The sequence below is a fragment of the Micromonospora sp. NBC_01405 genome (assembly GCF_045040155.1).
Classification (GTDB): domain Bacteria; phylum Actinomycetota; class Actinomycetes; order Mycobacteriales; family Micromonosporaceae; genus Micromonospora.
The window spans coordinates 4,402,229-4,421,926 of the sequence record NZ_CP109532.1 but is presented as its reverse complement, the minus strand read 5'-3'; the positions used below and the strand labels follow the sequence as shown (position 1 = coordinate 4,421,926).

The 19,698-nt window shown below is 75.8% G+C and carries 19 protein-coding genes and 1 riboswitch; of the genes, 13 read left to right on the top strand and 6 right to left on the bottom strand.

What is annotated here, in order from left to right:
- Positions 1–61 precede the first annotated feature (61 nt).
- Positions 62–976, top strand: a complete 915-nt coding sequence (locus tag OG559_RS19305; RefSeq protein WP_405105642.1) for a cation diffusion facilitator family transporter — start codon at positions 62–64, stop codon at positions 974–976.
- 153 nt (positions 977–1,129) lie between these two features.
- A riboswitch (cyclic di-AMP (ydaO/yuaA leader) is annotated at positions 1,130–1,259 on the top strand.
- Between the two features lie 4 nt (positions 1,260–1,263).
- Positions 1,264–2,340, top strand: a complete 1,077-nt coding sequence (locus OG559_RS19300) for a coiled-coil domain-containing protein (protein ID WP_396671314.1) — start codon at positions 1,264–1,266, stop codon at positions 2,338–2,340.
- 66 nt (positions 2,341–2,406) lie between these two features.
- Here the strand turns inward: OG559_RS19300 and OG559_RS19295 are convergent, their stop codons facing one another.
- A complete protein-coding gene (locus OG559_RS19295; RefSeq protein WP_405105639.1) occupies positions 2,407–2,877 on the bottom strand; it encodes an SRPBCC family protein in 471 nt (156 codons plus the stop codon).
- Positions 2,878–2,996: 119 nt separating this feature from the next.
- Entirely contained in the window at positions 2,997–3,365 is a 369-nt protein-coding gene (locus OG559_RS19290; RefSeq protein ID WP_350889171.1) for an STAS domain-containing protein, read from the bottom strand.
- A 351-nt stretch (positions 3,366–3,716) separates the two neighbouring features.
- On the opposite strand from OG559_RS19290, the gene OG559_RS19285 reads away from it, so the two are divergent.
- Together OG559_RS19285 and OG559_RS19280 are read left to right on the top strand one after the other, a co-directional pair.
- On the top strand, positions 3,717–3,863 hold the full coding sequence (locus OG559_RS19285; protein ID WP_396671316.1) for a hypothetical protein: 147 nt from the start codon (positions 3,717–3,719) through the stop codon (positions 3,861–3,863).
- A gap of 177 nt (positions 3,864–4,040) precedes the next feature.
- The gene (locus OG559_RS19280) at positions 4,041–4,448 is read left to right on the top strand and encodes a hypothetical protein (RefSeq protein ID WP_405105637.1); all 408 of its coding nucleotides are present in this window, start codon (positions 4,041–4,043) and stop codon (positions 4,446–4,448) included.
- A 143-nt stretch (positions 4,449–4,591) separates the two neighbouring features.
- Here OG559_RS19280 and OG559_RS19275 read toward each other — a convergent pair whose 3' ends face one another.
- Entirely contained in the window at positions 4,592–6,367 is a 1,776-nt protein-coding gene (locus tag OG559_RS19275; protein WP_405105635.1) for a hypothetical protein, read from the bottom strand.
- Between the two features lie 222 nt (positions 6,368–6,589).
- Between OG559_RS19275 and OG559_RS19270 the strand changes: the two genes are divergently transcribed.
- Positions 6,590–7,270: a BON domain-containing protein gene (locus tag OG559_RS19270; RefSeq protein WP_405105633.1), complete on the top strand. Its 681-nt coding sequence runs from the start codon at positions 6,590–6,592 to the stop codon at positions 7,268–7,270.
- Positions 7,267–7,815: a DsbA family protein gene (locus tag OG559_RS19265; protein WP_405105631.1), complete on the top strand. Its 549-nt coding sequence runs from the start codon at positions 7,267–7,269 to the stop codon at positions 7,813–7,815. The genes OG559_RS19270 and OG559_RS19265 overlap by 4 nt, the downstream gene beginning before the upstream one ends.
- 68 nt (positions 7,816–7,883) lie before the next feature.
- Here OG559_RS19265 and OG559_RS19260 read toward each other — a convergent pair whose 3' ends face one another.
- On the bottom strand, positions 7,884–8,453 hold the full coding sequence (locus tag OG559_RS19260) for a helix-turn-helix domain-containing protein (protein WP_405105629.1): 570 nt from the start codon (positions 8,451–8,453) through the stop codon (positions 7,884–7,886).
- Positions 8,454–8,501: 48 nt separating this feature from the next.
- Here OG559_RS19260 and OG559_RS19255 point away from each other — a divergent pair, with 48 nt between their 5' ends.
- Complete coding sequence (locus OG559_RS19255) at positions 8,502–9,290, top strand: class I SAM-dependent methyltransferase (RefSeq protein ID WP_405105627.1); 789 nt, start codon at positions 8,502–8,504, stop codon at positions 9,288–9,290.
- 59 nt (positions 9,291–9,349) lie between these two features.
- On the opposite strand, the gene OG559_RS19250 is transcribed toward OG559_RS19255, so the two are convergent.
- Complete coding sequence (locus OG559_RS19250; RefSeq protein WP_405105625.1) at positions 9,350–12,349, bottom strand: LuxR C-terminal-related transcriptional regulator; 3,000 nt, start codon at positions 12,347–12,349, stop codon at positions 9,350–9,352.
- Positions 12,350–12,485: 136 nt separating this feature from the next.
- Here OG559_RS19250 and OG559_RS19245 point away from each other — a divergent pair, with 136 nt between their 5' ends.
- The 3 genes from OG559_RS19245 to OG559_RS19235 all read left to right on the top strand — a co-directional run bounded on the left by OG559_RS19245 (position 12,486) and on the right by OG559_RS19235 (position 15,447).
- On the top strand, positions 12,486–12,992 hold the full coding sequence (locus OG559_RS19245) for a hypothetical protein (protein ID WP_405105623.1): 507 nt from the start codon (positions 12,486–12,488) through the stop codon (positions 12,990–12,992).
- Complete coding sequence (locus tag OG559_RS19240; RefSeq protein WP_405105621.1) at positions 12,989–14,164, top strand: alcohol dehydrogenase catalytic domain-containing protein; 1,176 nt, start codon at positions 12,989–12,991, stop codon at positions 14,162–14,164. The genes OG559_RS19245 and OG559_RS19240 overlap by 4 nt, the downstream gene beginning before the upstream one ends.
- Positions 14,165–14,262: 98 nt before the next feature.
- On the top strand, positions 14,263–15,447 hold the full coding sequence (locus OG559_RS19235) for a saccharopine dehydrogenase family protein (RefSeq protein ID WP_405105619.1): 1,185 nt from the start codon (positions 14,263–14,265) through the stop codon (positions 15,445–15,447).
- Between the two features lie 3 nt (positions 15,448–15,450).
- Here the strand turns inward: OG559_RS19235 and OG559_RS19230 are convergent, their stop codons facing one another.
- Complete coding sequence (locus tag OG559_RS19230; protein ID WP_405105617.1) at positions 15,451–16,131, bottom strand: lysophospholipid acyltransferase family protein; 681 nt, start codon at positions 16,129–16,131, stop codon at positions 15,451–15,453.
- Positions 16,132–16,218: 87 nt separating this feature from the next.
- Between OG559_RS19230 and OG559_RS19225 the strand changes: the two genes are divergently transcribed.
- From OG559_RS19225 to serS, 3 genes are all read left to right on the top strand, one after another.
- A complete protein-coding gene (locus tag OG559_RS19225; RefSeq protein ID WP_405105615.1) occupies positions 16,219–16,836 on the top strand; it encodes a TetR/AcrR family transcriptional regulator in 618 nt (205 codons plus the stop codon).
- 46 nt (positions 16,837–16,882) lie between these two features.
- Positions 16,883–17,947, top strand: coding sequence for a MerR family transcriptional regulator (locus OG559_RS19220; RefSeq protein WP_405116797.1), 1,065 nt, complete (start codon positions 16,883–16,885; stop codon positions 17,945–17,947).
- A gap of 128 nt (positions 17,948–18,075) precedes the next feature.
- Positions 18,076–19,362 (top strand): serine--tRNA ligase, encoded by a 1,287-nt coding sequence (gene serS / locus OG559_RS19215; protein ID WP_405105613.1) that lies wholly within the window; start codon positions 18,076–18,078, stop codon positions 19,360–19,362.
- Positions 19,363–19,698 lie beyond the last annotated feature (336 nt).

The following is a 19,698-nucleotide window of genomic DNA, read 5'->3' as shown; positions in this document are numbered from 1 at the left end:
CATACATAGCGATGTGAGCATACATTAAATCGGGTTCGGATCGGGGACGGAGGGTGTTGGCGTGGGCGCAGGTCATGACCACCACAGCGCGGTGGCGAACGCCGCAGACCGCCACTCAGGGCGGCTCTGGGCGGCCTTCGGGCTGCTCACCGCCCTGATGATCGTCGAGGCGGTGGCCGCGTTCGGCACCGGCTCGCTGGCGCTGCTCTCCGACGCCGGGCACATGTTCACCGACGTGCTCGGCATCGGCATGGCGCTGGCCGCGATCACCGCCACCCGGCGGGCCACCGCCGACCCTCAGCGCACCTTCGGGCTCTACCGGCTGGAGGTGCTCGCCGCGCTCGGCAACGCCGTCCTGCTCAGCGGCGTCGCGGTCTACGTCCTCGTCGAGGCGGTCCGCCGATTCGGCGACCCACCCGAGGTGACCGTCGGCCCGATGCTCGTGGTGGCGACCCTGGGCCTGCTCGCCAACATTGCCGCGTTCGCCCTGCTGCGCAGCGGGGCGAAGGAGAGCATCAACATGCGTGGGGCATACCTGGAGGTGCTGGGCGACCTGCTCGGGTCGGTCGGGGTGATCGGCGCCGCGGCGCTGATCGCCGTCACCGACTGGTGGTGGGCGGACCCACTGGTGGCCGTCGCGATCGGCGTGTTCATCCTGCCCCGCACCTGGCGGCTCGGGCGGGCCGCGGTTCGCATCCTGGTGCAGGCCGCGCCGGAACACCTCCAGGTGACCGCGGTGCACGACCGACTGGCGGCGGTGCCCGGCGTGGTCGAGGTGCACGACCTGCACGTCTGGACGCTGACCTCCGGCATGGAGGTCGCCTCGGCCCACCTGACCATGGCGCCGGACGCCGAGGTGGGCGCGGTGCTGACCGCGGCCCGCACCGCCCTGCACGAGGACTTCCACATCGAGCACGCCACGTTGCAGGTGGAGCCCGGGGCGTCGGCGGACCCCTGCGGGCCGACCGGCTGGTGATACCCACACCCATCAATTAGGTGGTGTATTGTGCCCTCATGCCGGTTTTGGAGGTATTGGCCCACGCACCGTCCGCCACGGAGACAGCGGGGGTCTCATCCGCACCGGTAAGCTCTCATCCGGCCTCCGCCGGGCGGCGCCCTCCGGCGCCTGCGGTGGCCGCCGCCTAATCGCCTCCTGGCGAGCCGGGGAACCATGTTCGTGGGGTGCATCCGCCTGAGCGGTAGGGATCTTCCGTCCCGAACCCGTCAGCTAACCCGGTCGGCGACTGACGGAAGGACATACGTATGCCAGTAGTGGCACCTGTACGAAGGACCGCCGCCCGGATGGCGGCGATGCTGGTGCTGACGCTCGCCGTCGGCCTCGGGTTCGGGCCGGTGGCCCCGGCCGGCGCGGCCCCACCCACCGGCCTGCGCGCCCCCACGCCCGGCCAGGACGAGGAGGGCGGCACCCCCGCCCTGCGCGCCCAACTCGAAGCGGCCAGCAAGGGCTACCTGGACGCCAAGAGAGCCCTGGCCAGCTCGGTCAAGCGGCAGCAGCAGCTCGGCAGCCAGCTCAAGACGGTCGAGGCGGAGCTGACCGTACGCGGCGCCAAGGTCGACGAGATCGCCGGTGTGGCGTACAAGTCGGGCCGGCTCAGCCCGGTGTCCGCGCTGCTCAACAGCACCAACCCCGCAGGCTTCCTGGACCGGGTCGCCGCGCTGGACGCGGTCGCCACCAACGAGGACCGGGCGCTGCGCGACCTGCTGGAGACCCGGGACCAGGCCGCCAAGACCCGGCTGGCCCTCGACGGGGAGATCCGCGAGCAGCGCAAGCAGGTCACCGTGATGGCCAAGCGCAAGGATCAGGCCGAGCAGGCCCTGACCGTGGCCAATGAGAAGGCCAGCACCAGCGCCAGCGGCGACGGGGCCAACCGGGGCACCTCCAGCGCGAACGCCACCCCGGCGAAGCGCAACTCCGACGGGTCCTGGCCGTCGGAGTCGTGCAGCGTGAACGACCCGACCCCGGCCAACGGCTGCATCACCCCACGGACGCTGCACGCGCTCCAGCAGGCCAAGTCGGCCGGCTTCACCCGGTACGTCTCCTGCCACCGGCCCAGCGGCTCCGGCGAGCATCCCAAGGGACGGGCGTGCGACTTCGCCGCCCAGAAGGGCGGCTTCGGCGGGGTGGCCTCCGGCGGGGACCGCACCTACGGCAACAACCTGGCGGCGTACTACATCCGCAACGCCGACAACCTCGCCGTGCTGTACGTGATCTGGTTCAGGCAGATCTGGCTGCCCAGCAGCGGCTGGAAGTCGTACAGCGGGGGCAACGGGGACCCGTCCAGCGACCACACCAACCACGTGCACCTGTCGGTGTACTGACCGGACGGTGGGTGGCCCTCGCCGTCCGGGGGCCACCCGCACAAGCCGTGGGCCCGGCCGCGCCGCTCAGGCCGGCTGGGCCGGGCCGTCCCCGGCGCGGTCCAGCACCTCTCCCAACCTCCGGGCCAGCCCGAGATGCGCCGACCGGGCCTGCCGGAAGGCGTACCGGAACAGCGGTGCCGGGGCGGCAAGGGTGATCTCCACGTCGATCCGGACCACCCCGCCCGGCTCGTCACGCAGCCGGGTGCGGTTGCGCACGGTGGTGGCCGGCCGCTGCCGGGCCACCGTGACGATCTCGTCGTCGGTGACGACCAGCACGTCCGCCTGGTACGTCACCGGGAAGCGCAGCGGCCCGGCGGCGAGCCGGTCGGTGATGGCATAACTGGCCCGGGCGCCCGGCCGGGGCGGCAGCCGGCGCACCCGCGTGATCAGCGGATGCAGCTCGCCCTGCCGGGCCAGGTCGCCGAGCAGCGCCACCGCCTCGGCCCGCGGGCAGCGGGCCTGAACCGAATACTGGAAGGTGTCTCGCCGAAGCACGTCCCGATCGTCCCCCACCCGACCCCCGGAGGGAAGGACCACCGACCCGGCCACGGTGAACCGACCCATAGTGACCGACCCGGTGAACCGCCCCGGGTGGCACCCGAGGCGGACGGCCGTCAGGCGCCCGGCAGCACCTCGGGGGTGGCGGCGCCGGCACCCGCGTAGTAGGGCTCCGGAGCGCCGAACAGACCGAGCAGCCCGGTCACCCAGAGCTGTCGGTGCACGAACCGGCTCGGCTCGGTGACGACCAGCTTCACGCTGCTGACCTCGGCGGTCTGGAAACCAGCCACCATCGCGCTGATACCGACGGAGTCGATGAAGGTGACGAGGCGCATGTTGAGCTCGATGCGGGCGGGACGCCCCTTGGCGAGCACCTCTGCGATGGCTTCGCGCACCTCGTACGCGGTGTCGACGTCGATTTCGCCGCGCGGGACGATCTCGATGACACCACCCGACAGTACCGATTTCACGATCGACAGGCTCACGCGAGCACCTCCACTCGCCCGTTCACGGGCGCCTCATCAGTACGCGGGCCGCGACCGAGAGTATTCCTCCGACGGCCTCGGTCGCCACCCCTCGGGATGAGCAATTCATGGATCAGGGCACAGCGGGCTGGCCCTTATCCGGACTTTTCACGTCCTGCTCAGCGGACGATCGACCCGGGGCCGACGTCGCCGACCCAGGGTAACGGTGACCCCCGACCTTCGCGCGCACATTGTGCGCCGGGCGCGCCCCGCCCCGCCCACAGCGAACCCGGTGCGAGAGGTCACCGCCGCCGTTGCCCGCCCCGCCTACGCTCGGTGGCGTCCGTCACCCGTACCACGGAAGGACCACTCATGATCCGGAGACTGGCCGGCCTCGCCGGCGTCGGCGCACTGCTCGCTCTCATGCTGGCCTGCGGCTTCGGCGGCGCGGGTGACGACGACGATGACGACGACGGCGACGACTTCGCCCGTGGCGCTGCCGTGGTGTCCGTCCGCTGACCGCCGCCCGGCGGGCCGCCGCCGGACGGGCCGGGTTTGCGGCCGGATCCGGCGGGGCACTGCCCGAGTGGGCGGACGGGCCCGCCGGACCATGCCGGTGGGCGGGGCGCCCGAGCCCTGCCCTAGCCGAGAAGCCGAAGTGGCCGCAAGCTTCGGCACCCCGAGGAGGTAAGAACGATGTTCGGAACCGATCTGCTGGAACGCCGCAGCAAGCCCGAGCGAATCGCGGACCAGGCGTGGCAGCACCTGGTCTCCGCCGTCAGCTCCGCCGGGGACAACGTCCGGGACACCGCCCGTTCGGCCCGCCGCAACGGTTCGGGCCTCGCCGACGACGCCGGTGACCTGGTCGGCTCCGCGGCCGAGGTGGCCCGCCGCCGGGCGTTGCTGGCCTTCGACGCGCTCGCCGGCCGCCGCCCGGCCCTGCCCTGGACGCTGCTGATCGGCGCCGCGCTGGTCGGCGCGGCGGTCGGCTGGGCCGCGGGGTCGGCCGCGCGGGCCGCCGGCGGCCGGGGCGACCGGGACGCCGACGACATCGAGTTCGTCGACGTCGACCGGCCCGACTCCCCCGTCGGCCTCGAAGGCTGACCCGACCGGCCCGGCGGCGCGGCGGATGCTCTCCCGCCGCGCCGCCCTGCCCGGGCGGGGTCGCGGAGCGCGGTGGCGGCTCAGCCCGGGCCGCCCACCGCGGTGGCGGCTCAGCCCGGGGACGCCCACCGCGGCGGCGGCGCTCAGTCGAGGTGGTAGACGAGCCCGTCGCCGACGGTCTCCCGCCGGATGCCCAGCCCGTCCACCGGCCGGCCCGCCGCGTCGGCCCACGGCGTGCCGGCCGCGTACGCCGGCAGCAGCACCACCGTGCGCACCCCGAGCCCTCGCAGGTACGCCACCGACGCCGCGTCGGGGAAACCCCCGCTCGCCGCCCGGATCTGCTGCTGGCCGGCCGGGGTGAACGAGGCCAGCCCGTTGACCACCTTCGGGAAGCCGTCGGTGGACCAGAGCATCACGTGGAACTCCCGGATGCCGTCGCTGGGTAGCACCAGCGCCGGCCCGCGCAGCCCGTGCAGCGCCGCCGGCTGCACCGGGGCGGGCACGTGTGGGGTGCGGTTGACCCCCTCGGCGAGCACCAGCAGCATCGGGAGCACCAGCACCGCCTGCCCCCAGCGCCGCCACCGGCTGCCGGGCGACCCCGGCTCCGGGTCCGGCTCACGGACGGTCAGCGCCCCGGCGGCCAGGACACCCAGCAGCAGCGTCGTCCAGAGCACCAGCCGACCCGGGGTGCGCACCCCGTCCCAGCCGGGCACGTGCTCCACCAGGGTGACGTAGCCGGGGTCGCCGTCGCCGAACAGCGTGGTGCCGGCGGCCAGCGCCGCGCTGACCAGCACCCCGGCGGCCAGCGCCAGCCGGTGCCGCAACCGCCACGCCGAGACGAACAGCCCGGCGAAGGCGAGCCCGATCAGCACCATCCCGGGCAGCAGGGTCATCTCCCCGGCGAAGCTCAGGGTGGCCCGGGCGGCGATGTGCCGCTCCCCCCACAGCCAGGACTCCGGCGGCGCGGTGAGGAAGCCGCGCAACGGTGGGGAGAACATCGCGATCTGTTCGACCGTGCGCCGGCCGGACGGGTGCCGGGCCACCACCTCGAAGTAGGGCGCGGCCATCAGCAGGGTCACCCCGGCGAAGAAGGCGCCGCCGGCCAGGTCCGCCACCAGCAGCCGGCGCGGGAACGCCGGCCGGGCCCGCCGCCACCACGACCAGCCGTACCCGCCGGCCGCGCCGAGGCAGAGCAGCCCCAGCGCGTACGCGAAGGGCAGGCCGATGCCGAAGCCGAGGCTGACCTGCCAGGCGGCGACCAGCCAGCCGGCCCCCGCCCAGCCCGGCCGGGCCCGGTCCGGCCGGTACCCGTGCCGCAGCGACCAGCCGTGCCCCCGAGCGAGCATGGCCAGCGCCAGCGCGATCCCGCCGATGCTGAGCACGTGCAGGTGCCCGGCCTGGGCCAGCTTCCACGGCGCGTACGCGAAGGACGCCCCGGCCACCGCGGCGCCCGCCCAGCCCGCGCCGAGCTGCCGGGACAGCGCGTACGCCCCGACGAAGGCCAGCGCGTGCACCAGCATGTACAGCAGGTTGTAGCGGACCACGGCGGCGACCGGCCCGTGCCCGATCATCCCGAACGGGGCGTAGCCGAGCAGTGTGTCGGAGTATGCGTAGGTGTACGGCTCCGGCCAGAACGTGTTCGAGTGCCAGACGTGCACCGGGTCGGTGAGCAGGGCGTGTCCGCCCCACGCGACCTGCCACGCCTGGAGCGTCGGGTCGCCGGTGTCCTGCGGGATGGTGCCGGCCAGGTCGCGCAGCGTCGGCCAGGTCAGCACGGCGGCGAGCAGCAGCGAGCCGAGCACCGCGAGGGTCCACTCGTGCCGGGCCAGCAGGCCCAGCCGGACGGCCGCCGCCCGGCCCCGCCCGGGGCCCCACCGCCCGGGGGCGGCGACCGGAGCCGCCATGCGAACCTCACCCATCGCTCACTCCCCGCCGCCGACAGTCACGCCGCCCACAGATGGTGCCGGACCCGGCGGGTCCTTGTCGACGCCCGGCCGCCTCCCGCCGCCCCGGGACCGGCCGTGCGCGGCACCCCTCACCCGACCGGGGTGGGTCCGGTTCACCCGCTCCGGCGGCAGGATCGGCCCCGGCGGGCCCACGCGCGCCGCCGATCGTTCGTCGACATTCGGGAGGATGCAGCGATGGCCACCGCGACGACCACCCGCACCGACCAGGACATCCAGTCCGACGTGCTGGACGAGTTGACCTGGGAGCCGCGGGTCCAGCCGCACGAGATCGGCGTGACCGTCACCGGGGGCGTGGTCACTCTGACCGGCTGGGTGGACAGCTACGCGAAGAAGTGGGTGGCGGAACGCGCCGCCCACCGGGTCGCCCGGGTCCGGGCGGTCGCCAACGACCTCACCGTCCGGCTGCCCGGCTCGGCGGAGCGCACCGACACCGAGCTGGCCACGGCCGTCGGGCGGGCGCTGGAGTGGGACGCGTTCGTGCCGGTCGAGCGGATGGAGGTCACCGTCGCCGACGGGTGGGTCACCCTGCACGGCGAGGTGGAGTGGGAGTACCAGCGCCGGGCCACCGAACGCGTCGTCGGCCGGCTGACCGGCGTACGCGGGTTGAGCAACGGGGTCACCGTGCGGCCGGCGGTCCGGCCGGACTCCGGCGACCTCACCGCACGGATCGTCGACGCGCTGACCCGCGCCGCGGCGGTCGACGGCGAGCAGGTCACCGTGCGGGTGCACGGCGACGCCGTGCTGCTGGAGGGCACGGTGCACTCGGTGCCGGAGCGCGAGGCGGTGGAGCGGACGGTCTGGTCGGCGCCCGGCGTCCACGAGGTGCGCAACCGCCTCACGGTGGTGACCCGATGACCACACCGTTGCAGGTCACCGCCCGGCTTCGGGTGCCGGTGACCGGGACCGACCACGCCCGGGGGCCGGCGGACGCCCCGGTGACCCTCGTCGAGTACGGCGACTTCCAGTGCGGACACTGCGGCGCGGTGCACTCGAACCTCGCCGAGCTGCTGCGCCAGCGGGCCGACGTGGTCCGGCTGGTCTACCGGCACTTCCCGATCGCCAACATCCATCCGTACGCCGAGAGCGCCGCCGAGGTCGCCGAGGCGGCCGGGCGACGGGACCGGTTCTGGGAGATGCACGACTGGCTGTACGAGCACCAGGACCAGCTCGACCCGGTGCACCTGGCGCTCGGCGTGGCGCAGCTCGGCCTGCCCGCCGACGAGGTGGGCGGCGAGGTGGAGCGGCACGCCCACGCCGACCGGGTCCGCCGGGACTTCGTCGGGGGCATCCGCAGCGGGGTGAACGGCACCCCGACGCTGTTCCTCAACGACGTCCGGTACGAGGGCGGGCACGCCCTGCCCGAGCTGCTCGCCGCCGTGGACCAGGCCGCCACCGCCTGACCGGGGACCTGCCGTGGCTTCAGGCGGCGCCGCTTGCCGGCCCCCGTGGTGGGTGGCCCCGGGCCCGGTCAGGGCCTTGTCGGCGCCAGGTGGGTGCGTTGCCCGTCGTGGTCGAGGATGCACAGGATCTCGGCCGCACCGCCGTGCGCGCCGAACGCGTGCGGCACCATCGTGGAGAACTCCGCCGCCTGACCGGCCTCGACCAGGATGGTCCGCTCGCCGAGGCGTAGCACCACCGTGCCGGAGAGCACGGTGAACCAGTCCCGGCCCGGATGCACCCGCCCCTCGTCGGGGACCGACCGGGTGATCCGCATCTTGGCGACCGTCACGCCGTGCGGTGCGCCCTCGCGGGACAGCAGCCAGGTGGTGACGCCGCCTGCCTCGTCGCGGTGGGGGCGGATCACCACGTCGTCGTCGGCGCCCGACTCCACCAGGTGGTCGAGCGTGGTGCCCAGCGCCCGGGCGATCGGCGTCAACTGGTCCAGGGCGATCCGCCGGTGGCCGGTCTCGATCCGGCTCAGCGTCGACGGGCTCAGAAAACAGCGAGCTGCCAGGTCGTCGAGCGACCAGCCGCGCGCCACCCGCAGCCCCCGGATCCGCTGCCGAACGAGGGCGTCCAACTCACCGTCTTGCGTCATACGCAAGATACTATGCTGTCGCCGCAAGAAGCGCGTACCGTCGTCGGCATGGCACATTCCCAGCTGGGCGAAATGCTCGACCTCGACGCCGACGTACTGCACGAGTTCCACCGCGAGGTGATCGCCTGGGCCGGCTCACTGGTCCCCGACCGGCCACGCATCATCGACGTGGGTGCCGGCACGGGCACCGGCGCCCTCGCGTTGGCCCGACACCTGCCGGACGCCGAGGTCATCGCGGTGGACCTCTCCGACGAGATGCTCGAGCACCTGCGGCACAAGGCCCGGGCGGCCGGCGTCGCGGACCGGATCCGCACCGTGCAGGCCGACCTGGACCAGCCGTGGCCGGACCTCGGGCCCGCAGACCTGGTGTGGGCGTCGGCCTCCCTGCACCACATGGCCGACCCCGTTCGTACCCTCGCCCAGGCCCTCGCGGCGCTGCGCCCCGGCGGCATCCTCGTGGCCACCGAGCTGGACTCGCTCCCCCGGTTCCTGCCCGACGACGCCGGCGCCGCGCTGGAGGAACGCGGCAACGCCGCCATAGCCGAGATCCGCGCCGAGGCGGGAATGCACATGGGCCAGGACTGGACGGCCCACCTCACGGAGGCCGGCTTCACCGTCGAGGCGCAGCGGCACTTCGACATCGCCCTGCGAGCACCCCTGCCACCGGCCACCGGCCGCTACGCGCAGCTCTGCCTGCAGCGCCTGCGGCACGGTCTCGACGGCCGGCTCAGTGCCGACGACCTGGCGGCCCTCGACACGCTCGCGGCCGGCGTCCTCGACCGCGACGACCTCGTCGTCCGGGCGACCCGGACGGTATGGCTGGCTCGGCGTCGGTAGCAACCCGAAGCCCCGAACCCACGCCTCGCCAGGGCCCACGACGCCGGGCCCCGCGAGGCTCAGATCAGGTGCAGCTCCCGGGCCCGGCGGACGGCCTCCCGGCGGCGGGTGGCATCCAGCTTGCGGTAGATGTTGCGCACGTGCGTCTTGACCGTGTTGACCGACAGCGACAGCTCGCCGGCGATCTCCACGTTGGACAGGATGCTCTGCAGGTACCGCAGGATGGTCAGCTCCCGCTCGGTGAGCGGCTCCTCCAGCGCCCGCCCCGACGCCGGGTCCGGCCGATCGGTCGGCTCCTGGGCGCGGACCAGGTCGCTGACCGTCGGCCAGTGCGCCGTGCCGGAGTCCAGGTGCGCGGCGAGCAGGTCCCGCGCCCCCGGCTCGGCCCGGGTGAAGACCCGCCGGTACCCGTCCGCTTCGGCCAGCTCCAGCGCCCGCTCCAGCAGCCGCCCGGCCCGCCGCTCGTCGCCCGCCCGCCCGGCCAGCACCGCGTCGAGCAGCGCCGCGTCGAGGCGTACGGGCAGCGGCCAGGCGGCGGCGTCGGGGCCGTCCCAGTCCGGCAGGGCGTACCCGGCGGCCCGCGCGTCCCCGGCGCGCAGCTCGACCCGGGCCAGCGCCACCGCCACCGCCGGCGGGGGCCCGTCCGGGTGGCGCAGCCCGTCGGCGAACAGCTCCCGGGCGGTTCCCAGGTCGCCGTGGGCGGCCCGCAGCCCCGCCTCGGCGGCCAGCAGCCAGCCGGCGAGCTCCCGCGCCCCGGCTGCTCTTTCCCCCGCCCCGCCGAGGCGGTCCCGCGCCGCCGCGAGCAGGCGCAGGCCGGCGGCCGGGTCACCCCGGTCGTTCAGCAGCTCCGCCCGGCACAGCGCGGCGAGCGCCGCGACCGGCGGCTCCCCGGCGTCACCGAGGCCGCCGGGGGTGCCGAGGCCGCCGGGGGTGCCGAGGCCACCGGGGGTGCCGGGAGCGCGGGGGCCGCCAGGGGCGCCCGGGGCGTCGCCGCCGGTGGCCGGGGCGGCCAGCGCCAGGTGCGCCGCCGCCTCGTCGGGCAGGTCCCGGTGCAGCGCCACCAGGGCCAGCGCCAGGTGGCCGTGGGCGCAGTCGACCCGGCAGGACCAGCCCTGGCAGGCCGGCAGGGCCAACGCCTCCCGGGCCGTCCGCTCGGCCGCCCGCAGCTCGCCGAGGGCCGCGTGCAGCAGCGCCGACCGGCTCGCGCAGAGCAGCTCGGTGCGGGGCCGGCCGCCCTCCCGGGCCGCCGCCAGCGCCGGCCCGAACTCGGCCGCCGCGCCGCGCAGGTCGCCCTCGGCGAGCGCGGCCAGGCCGAGCGCCGCGCCGGCCGTCGCCCGCACGTCGGCGTCGTCGGCCGCGCCGGTGCGCGGGTCGTCCGCCGACCCACCGGGGGTACGCGTGGCGAGCAGCCGGTGCGCCGCCCGGCGTACCTCGTCGTGGTCGCCGGCCAGCCGGGCCAGGGTGACCTCCAGCGCGGTGGCCAGCCGCCGGAACCGGTCCCGGCGCGGCACGGGCAGCGGCCGGGCGTGAGCGGCGGCCCGGTGCAGTTGCGCGGCGGCGGCGGCCGGATCGCCGGCGTGGGCCCGTTCGGCGGCGGCGGCTAGCCCCAGCTCCGGGTCCCGCCGGACCGCCTCCTCCGGCGGCGCGGCCGGCGGCGGCCCGCCCGCGCCCTCGCGGTCGTACGGGACCAGCTCCGGCCAGCGGGTGACCAGCAGCTCGGCGGCCCGGTCCCAGTGGCCGGCGGCGAGGTCGTGCCGCAGCGCCTCGGCGGGACGCCCGTGCCCGGCGTACCAGCCGGCCGCCCGCAGGTGCAGCTCGCGCCGCTCCTCGGCGGGCAGCCCGGCCAGCTCGGCCCGGAGCAGGTCGGTCAGCAGCGGGTGGCAGCGGTACCAGGGCGGCCGGTTGTCGTCGCGGCGCACGAACCCCCCGGTCACGGCCAGCGCGGCGAGCACCGGCTCGGCGCCGGGGCGGCCGGTCAGCGCGTCGACCAGGTCGGCGCGGAACGCGTCGGCCACCGCGCCCCGGCGCAGGCAGTCCCGGGCCGCCCCGTCGAGCGGGTCGAGCACCTCCTCGCGCAGGTAGCCGGCGACGTCCGGCTGGTCCCCGCCGAACTGCTCCAGCCAGCGCACCGGGTCCGGCCGGTCCCGCACGGCCAGCGCGGCGAGCCGCAACCCGGCCGCCCAGCCGGCGGTGCGCTCCCGCAGCCGGGGCACCACCGCCGCCGGCAGGTACACGCCGTGCGCGGTGAGCAGGTCCGCCACCTCGTCGTCGGTGAAGGCCAGCTCGTCGGGGCCGACGGTGGTCAGTTCCCCGGCCAGGCGCAGTCGGTGCAGGCCCGGCGGCAGGTCGGTGCGCGCCCCGACCAGCAGGCGCAGCCGCTGTCCCGCGTGGCGGAGCAGGAACTCCAGCCCGGTCAGCGCCGCCGGGTCGGCGATCCGGTGCAGGTCGTCCAGGACGAGCAGCACCGGGCTCTCCCGGGCGGCGAGCGCGGCGGCCAGCAGTTCGAGCTGGTCCGGGCGGGGCGGCGCGTCGGCCGGGGGCGGGGCGGGCGGGGGCGGCTGAGCCGGGTCGGGCCGCCCGTCGGTGGCGCCGCGCAGCGCCGCCGCCAGGTAAGACCAGAGCCGCGCGCCCGTGTCGCCGGCCTCGACCGTCACCCACGCCGGGGCCGGCTCGACCGTGCGGGCCCAGGAGGCGAGCAGGGTGGTCTTTCCCCAGCCGGCCGGGCCGGAGACCAGGGTGACCGGGCCGGCCGTGCCCTCGTCCAGCCGGCGCAGCAGCCGGGGCCGGACCAGCACCGGCTCGGCCAGCGGGGCGGGGGCCAGCCGGGACGCCAACAGCGGCGGCGGTCCGCCCGCCCCGGCGCTCCCGGCAGCGGGACCCGGGACCGCGTCCCCGTCGTGGGTCCCCGGCCCGGCGCTCGTGGCGGCCACGACCGTGGCGTCCCAGTCCTGCTGCGGCATCCGGCCCCACCCCCACGGACGCGTCCACTTCCCCAGGTCGTGCGGCGGGCGGTTACCCGGCCCCGGCCGGTTCACCCCTTCGGGGGGAACCCGCTTCACCCGGCCTACGGCCACCGTGGGGGCACGCGGGGGCCGGCCGCTTGTCCGCCGGCCCGGTTTCGCAGCAGCTCGAAGGCGGGCGACCGGATGCCGCAGGACGACGAGGACCGTCGACGACGAGGGGTGGGTGGGACGGATGGGACGCGGGACGCGGGGGGCGCGGGCGGTGGCCCGTACCGCCGGGGCCATGACGGCCGGCGCGGTGACGGCGGCGCGGGCGCTGCGCGGACCCGGGCGGGCGGACCGGTCCCGCCCGACGGGCCCCGGCGGCCGGGCGGACCGCTGGCAGGTGGTGACCGTCGACCGGCCGCCGGAGCGGGTGCTGCCGGGCGGGCGACGACCCGAACCGCTGCGCCGCCTCGGCGACGGGGTGGAGGTGACGCTGCGCCCGGCGCCCGGCGGGCGGGGTACCGAACTGGCCGCCCGCCCGGCCGGCGGCGGCCCGCTCACCGGGCCGGCCGCCCACCTGGTCGGGGACGACCCCGGGCTGCTGATCCGGGAGACCCTGCGGCAGGTCAAGCAGCTCGCCGAGACCGGTGAGCTGCTCCGCCCGGACCGCTCCCCGCTGGACGGGCCGGCGCCACCTGCCGGGCCGGGCCGCCCCCCGTTCGACGGCCCGCGCGACGGGTCGGCGCGCGGATGAGGGCGCTCTGCTGGCTCGGCGCGGACGGCCTCGGGATGCGCGAGGTGCCCGACCCGGAGCTGCGCAACTCCGCCGACGCGATCGTCCGGGTACGGCGCAGCGCCACCTGCGGGGCGGACCTGCCGCTGCTCGGCGGCCGGGGGCCGAGCCTCGCCGTCGGCGACGTGCTCGGGCACGAGTTCCTCGGCGACGTGGTCGAGGTGGGCCCCGGGGTGCGCCGGCACCGGGTCGGCGACCGGGTGGTGGTCTGCGCCGTCGTGGCCTGCGGGAGCTGCTGGTACTGCCGGCAGGGCCTTTACGCCTGCTGCGACAACGGCAGCACCGGGGCGGCCGTGGCCGAGCAGGCGTGGGGGCAGCCCACCGCTGGCTGCTACGGCCAGCCCCGCTCGGCCGGGGGCTTCGCCGGCAGCCACGCCGAGTACGTCCGGGTGCCGTACGCCGACGTCGGGGCGTTCGCCGTGCCCGACCCGGTGGACGACGACCGGGCGGTCTTCGCGTCCGACGCGGTGCCGACCGGCTGGCTCGGCGCCGAGCTGGGCGAGGTGCGCCCCGGCGACGTGGTGGCGGTCTGGGGGGCCGGGGCGGTGGGCCAGATGACCGCGCAGGCCGCCCTGTTGCGCGGCGCGGCCCGGGTGGTGGTGATCGACCGGTACCCCGACCGGCTGCGGTCGGCCGAGCAACACGTCGGCGCGGAGACCCTCGACTACCGAGCCACCGACGTCGCGGCCGAACTGCGCGAGCGCAGCGGCGGGCGGGGCCCGGACGTCTGCGTGGAGGCGGTCGGGATGGCCTGGGACGGCACGGGACCCCGGTCGCTGGCCGACCTGTTCGCCGCCGCCGGGCGGGCCGGCGCGGTCCCGGACCGGCCGATCGCGGTCCGCGAGGCGGTGCACGCCTGCCGCAAGGGCGGCACGGTCGTCGTGCTCGGCACGTTCACGGGGTTCGTCGACACGTTTCCGCTCGGCGCGGTGATGCACAAGGGGCTGACCATGCGCAGCTCCCGGCAGCACGGGCAGCGGTGGATCCCGATGCTGCTGGACCGGATGGCCCGTGGCGAGATCAACACCGGTCACCTGGCCACCCACCGCCTTCCCCTGGAGCAGGGCGCACACGGCTACGACCTGTTCCGCGAGCGCGCCGACGGCTGCCTGCGCGCGGTCTTCACGCCCTGAGCCGTTCCGTTCCCTGAGCCGTTCTCGGGGGCCGGCCGTTCTCGGGGGCCGTTCTCGGGGGCCGGGCGGGGTGTCGGCCCGGGTGGGACACTCGCAGGATGCGTGAGGACCGGGCGTACGACGTCGTTCTGTTCGGGGCCACCGGGTTCACCGGGGGGCTCACCGCCGAGTACCTCGCCCGGCACGCGCCGGACGGGCTGCGCTGGGCGCTCGCCGGGCGCAACCCGGCGAAGCTGGCGGCCGTCCGGGACCGGCTGGCCGGCATCGACCCGGCGCTGGCCGGGCTGCCGCTGCTCACCGCCGACGTCACCGATCCGGAGTCGCTGCGCCGGGTCGCCGGCAGCGCCCGGGTGGTGGCCAGCACGGTCGGGCCGTACGTGCACCACGGCGAGCCGCTGGTCGCCGCGTGCGCCGCGGCCGGCACCGACTACCTCGACATCACCGGCGAGCCGGAGTTCGTCGACACGATGTACGTGCGCCACCACGCCGAGGCGGTGCGCACCGGGGCCCGGCTGGTGCACGCCTGCGGCTTCGACTCCGTCCCGCACGACCTGGGCGTCTGGTTCACCGTCAAGCAACTCCCGGCGGACGCCCCGATCACCGTGGACGGGTTCGTCCGGGCCGGCGGGCGGTTCTCCGCCGGGACGTACCACTCGGCGCTGACCGCGTTCTCACGTACCGCCGAGGCGAGCCGGGCGGCGCGGGAGCGCCGGGCCGTCGAGCCCCGGCCGGAGGGCCGCCGGGTCCGGGCGGTGCCCGGGAAGGTGGGCCGGTCGAAGGAACTGGGCACCTGGGCCGTGCCGCTGCCGACCATCGACCCGCAGGTGGTCCGCCGGTCGGCGGCGGCCCGCCCGGAGTACGGCCCGGACTTCCGCTACCGGCACTTCGCCGCCGTGAAGCGGCTGCCGACGATCGTGCTCGGCGCGGCCGGGCTGGGCGGCCTCGTCGGGCTGGTCAAGCTCCCGCCGACCCGGCGCTGGCTGCTCGGCCGGCTCGCCTCCGGGCAGGGGCCGAGCCCGCAGCAGCGGGCCAAGTCCTGGTTCCGGGTGCGGTTCCTCGGCTCGGGCGGCGGCCGGCGGGTGCTCACCGAGGTCTCCGGCGGCGACCCCGGGTACGACGAGACCGCGAAGATGCTCGGCGAGTCCGCGCTCTGCCTGGCCCTGGACGAGGGCCTGCCAGTCACCTCCGGCCAGGTGACCCCGGTGACCGCGATGGGCGACGCCCTGCTGGACCGGTTGACGCGGGCGGGGATGACGTTCCGGGTCCTGGACGCACCCCGCTGAACGTCAGCCCGGCTCGTCGCCGGGCGGCGGGTTGTACGTGTGGGCCCGCTGCTGGCCGGAGAGGGCACCGATGGCGTCCATGATCTGGTCGGTCACCCGGCGACGGGCCGGGGCGGAGCCGGCGTTCCCCCGGTGCGCGGGGAACTCCAGCACCGGGCCGAACCGGACCGCCGGCCGGGCGGCGCCGGGCAGCAGGGCCGCCGCCGACCCCAGCCGGGCCGTGCCGACCACCGCCACCGGCACCACGGGGGCACCGGAGGCCATCGCCAGCCAGGCCACCCCGGTGCGCCCCCGGTGCAGCCGGCCGTCCCGCGAGCGGGTGCCCTCCGGGTAGATGCCGAAGGCGCCGCCCGCCTCCAGCAGCGCGAGGGCGGCATCGAGCGAGGACTGGAACTCGCGGTTGACGCCCCGCCGCACGGGGATGGCCCCGAGGCCCGCGAAGAACTGGCGGCGCAGCAGCCCGCCGGCGCCGTGGCCATCGAAGTACTCCGCCTTGGCCAGGAACGACACCGGGCGGGGCGCGGACAGGGGGATGAGCACACTGTCCTGGAAGGACAGGTGGTTGCTGGCCAGGATGACCGGACCGGTGGCGGGCACGTGCGATGCCCCGTCGATGCGGGGGTGCCAGGCCAGCCGCATCAGCGGTCGCAGCACGGCCCGGACGGTGGCGGGGGCTCGGGGCAAGGCACTCTCCTGGAGTGAGGGGTCCCTCGCACTATAGCGACCGAACGTTCGGACGTTATTGCCTGCGCGCGTCGCTACACTCTCCCGATGAGTCCCCGCTCGTCCCTTGCCGACGCCGCCCGAACGCGCGCCGCCATCCTGGCGCACGGCGCCGCGGTCGCCTCGGTCGAGGGCCTCGCCGGGCTGACCATCGGCCGGCTCGCCGCCGACCTCGGCATGAGCAAGTCCGGGCTGCTCGGCCCGTTCGGCAACAAGGAGACCCTGCAACTCCAGGTGGTCGAGGCCGCCGCCGACGTGTTCTGGCGGGAGATCTGGGAACCGGTCGCGGACCGGCCGGCCGGGCTGCCGAGACTCGCCGCCGTCTGCGGCAGTTGGGTACGCCACCTCGCCCGTCCCGTCTTCCCCGGCGGGTGCTTCTTCATCGCCGCCGCCAGCGAGTTCGACGACCGGCCGGGCCCGGTCCGCGACCTCGTCCTCGGGTACGCCGACCGCTGGCACCGCGAGCTGCGGGGGCAGGCCCTGCGGGCCGTCGCCGACGGGGACCTGCCCGCCGGCACCGACCCGGAGCAGCTGGTCTTCGAGCTGACCGGGCTGGCGCTGGCCCTGCACCAGGCGCTGCGGCTGCGCCAGGACGCGGGCGCGGTGCCACGCGCCTGTCAGGGCATGGCGCGGCTGCTCGGCGTTCCGGTCCTGCCCCTGGCTTGACCCTCGACCAGGTTGAGGCAACAGGATCCTCGGTGTGGAGAGCGAACTGCGCAGCATCGGCGAGCTGGCCCGGGCCAGCGGGCTGACGATCAGCGCCCTGCGGTTCTACGACCGCTCCGGGGTGCTGGTGCCGGCCCTGGTCGACCCGGTGACCGGCTACCGCTGGTACGCCGACGACCAGGTTGCCCCGGCCCGCCTGGTGGCGGGGCTGCGCCGGGTCGGGATGCCGCTGGCGGAGATCGCCGCCGCGGTGCGGCACCGCGCCGAGCCGGCCGTGGTGCGCCGGCTGCTCGACGGGCACCTGCGGCGGCTGGAGGACGGTCTCGCCGACGCCCGCCGCGAGCTCTCCCGCGTCCGCGCCCTGATCGATCCCGAGGAGAACCCGATGACCACCGCTCTTGTCCTGTCCCGCGTCGACCTCGCCGCCGCGATCGACGCCGTCCGCTTCGCCGTCGGCGCCGACCCCGAGCTACCGATGCTGTCGGCGGTCCTGTTCGAGGCGGACAACGACGGCGTACGCCTCGTCGCCACCGACCGGTACCGGCTGGCGGTGTCCCGGGTTCCGGGCCGGGTCGACGGGCCCGGAGCGCGGGCGCTCGCCCCGGTGGCCCTCGTGGACCGGATCCGCGCGCTGCTCGACACCGACGCCCCCGAGGCGCTGCTTCGGCTGGACGGGTCGAGCGTCTCCGTCTCCGTCTCCGTCTCCGACGACGAGGTCTCCGACACGGTCCTGCCGTACGACTCCCCGGACTACGGGCGGCTGCTGCGCGGGCACGTCGCGCCCGCGTACCGGATCGAGGTGGACGTGCCGGCGCTGCGCGCGGCGCTCGCGGGCGCGACGCCGGCCCTGGTCCGGCACGAGGGCGTCGACGTACCCGTGACGGTGCTGGGCCTGGACGACGCGGGCGGGCTGCGGGTCCTCGACGGCGAGGCGCCCGCCGACCCGGGCGCGGTGCGGGTCGGGGTCAACGGGCGGTACCTGCTCGACGCCCTCGACGCGGGCGACCGGGGCCAGCTCGTGCTGGAGCTGGACGGCCCGATCGCCCCGCTGGCCGTGCGCCGACCCGACGACGCCGACGCGTTCTCGATCCTGATGCCGATCCGCCTGTGACCGCAGGCCGGGGTCGTCGACCCGCGCGGCCCCGGCGGGCGGTCACAGGGCCGGGCCGGTGGTACGGGGCGGCGACGGTAACATCTGTGGGTTCCACCTGACCCCCGGACGGAGGCGTACGGAGCAGCATGCTCGACATGGAGTTGATCCGGAAGGATCGCGAGGCGGTGGCGACCGCGTTGGCGAAGCGACTGGATCCCGCCGAGGTCAACCGGGCGCTGGACGAGATCCAGCGGCTCGACCAGGAACGTCGCGCCCTCATCACGGAGATCGACGCCGAGCGGCAGCGCCGCAAGGCGGACGCCCGGGCGTACGCGGCGGCGAAGCGGGCCGGCACCACGCCGGAGAGCGTCGCGCCGGAGGCGGAGCGCAAGCAGCTCGCCGAGCTGGAGTCCCAGCTCGACGAGGTGCAGTCCCGGCTGCGCGACCAGATGAGCGAGCTGCCCAACCTGCCCGCCGACGACGTGGTCGCCGGTGGCAAGGAAGCCAACCGGGTCGTCAAGACCTTCGGCCAGCCGCCGGCCATCGAGAAGGTCCGCGACCACGTCGAGCTGTCCCGGTCGCTGGGCCTGGTCGACTACGAGCGGGGCGTCAAGCTCGGCGGCTCCGGCTTCTGGATCTACACGGGTCAGGGCGCGCGGCTGGAGTGGGCGCTGATCAACTGGTTCATCGACCGGCACGTCGCGGCGGGGTACGAGTTCCTCCTCCCGCCGCACCTGCTGCTGGACAGCGTCGGGTTCGCGGCCGGGCAGTTCCCCAAGTTCTACGACGACGTCTACCACCTGGACCGGGAGTCCGCCCCGCGCGGGCAGTTCCTGCTGCCCACGGCGGAGACGGCGCTGCTGGGCACGTATCAGGACGAGATCCTGGACACGACGAAGCTGCCGCTGAAGACCTTCGCGTACACCCCCTGCTACCGGCGCGAGTCGGCCGGGTCGCACTCGGACGAGCGGGGCACCGTGCGTGGCCACCAGTTCAACAAGGTGGAGATCTTCCAGTTCACCCTGCCGGAGCAGGCGAACGCGGCGCTGGAGGAGATGCTCGCCCACGCGGAGAGCCTGGTGGAGGGGTTGGGCCTGCACTACCAGCGCAGCCTGCTGTCGGCCGGCGACGCCAGCGCGGGGATGAAGAAGACCCTCGACATCGAGGTGTGGATGCCGAGCACCGGAAAGTACAAGGAGGTGTCGTCGGTCTCCTGGGCCGGCGACTACCAGGCCCGTCGGGCGGCGATCCGGTACCGGGAGCCGGGCGGCAAGCAGACCCGGTTCGTGCACACACTCAACGGTTCGGCGCTGGCCACCAGCCGGCTGTTCCCGGCGATCCTGGAGCAGTTCCAGCAGCCCGACGGCTCGGTGCTGGTGCCAGAGGTGCTCCGCGACCGGGTGGGCACCGACCGCCTGACGCCCCTCCGCTGACCACTGCGACAGAAGGCGGGGGCCACTCGGCCCCCGCCTTCTGTCGCCGGCACCAGCGCGCGCCGGGCCACCCCGACGGGAGGGCCGTCGAGTCCCGGCGCCACCCCACCCCCACCCTGACCCCCCGCCCTCGCCCTCACCCTCACCCTCACCCCCGCCGATCTTGCACTTCGGCCCACCAAAAGGGCGTGATGGGGCATTTGTCGGGGCCGCAACTGCAAGATCGCGAGGCGCAGGAGCGCACGGGCCGGTCGGCCAGGGCGGCGACTGTGTGGGCACGTCGCTCGTCCGCCCGGGTCGGTCCGGCGGTGCTACGGCCAGCGGCGGCTTGCGAGG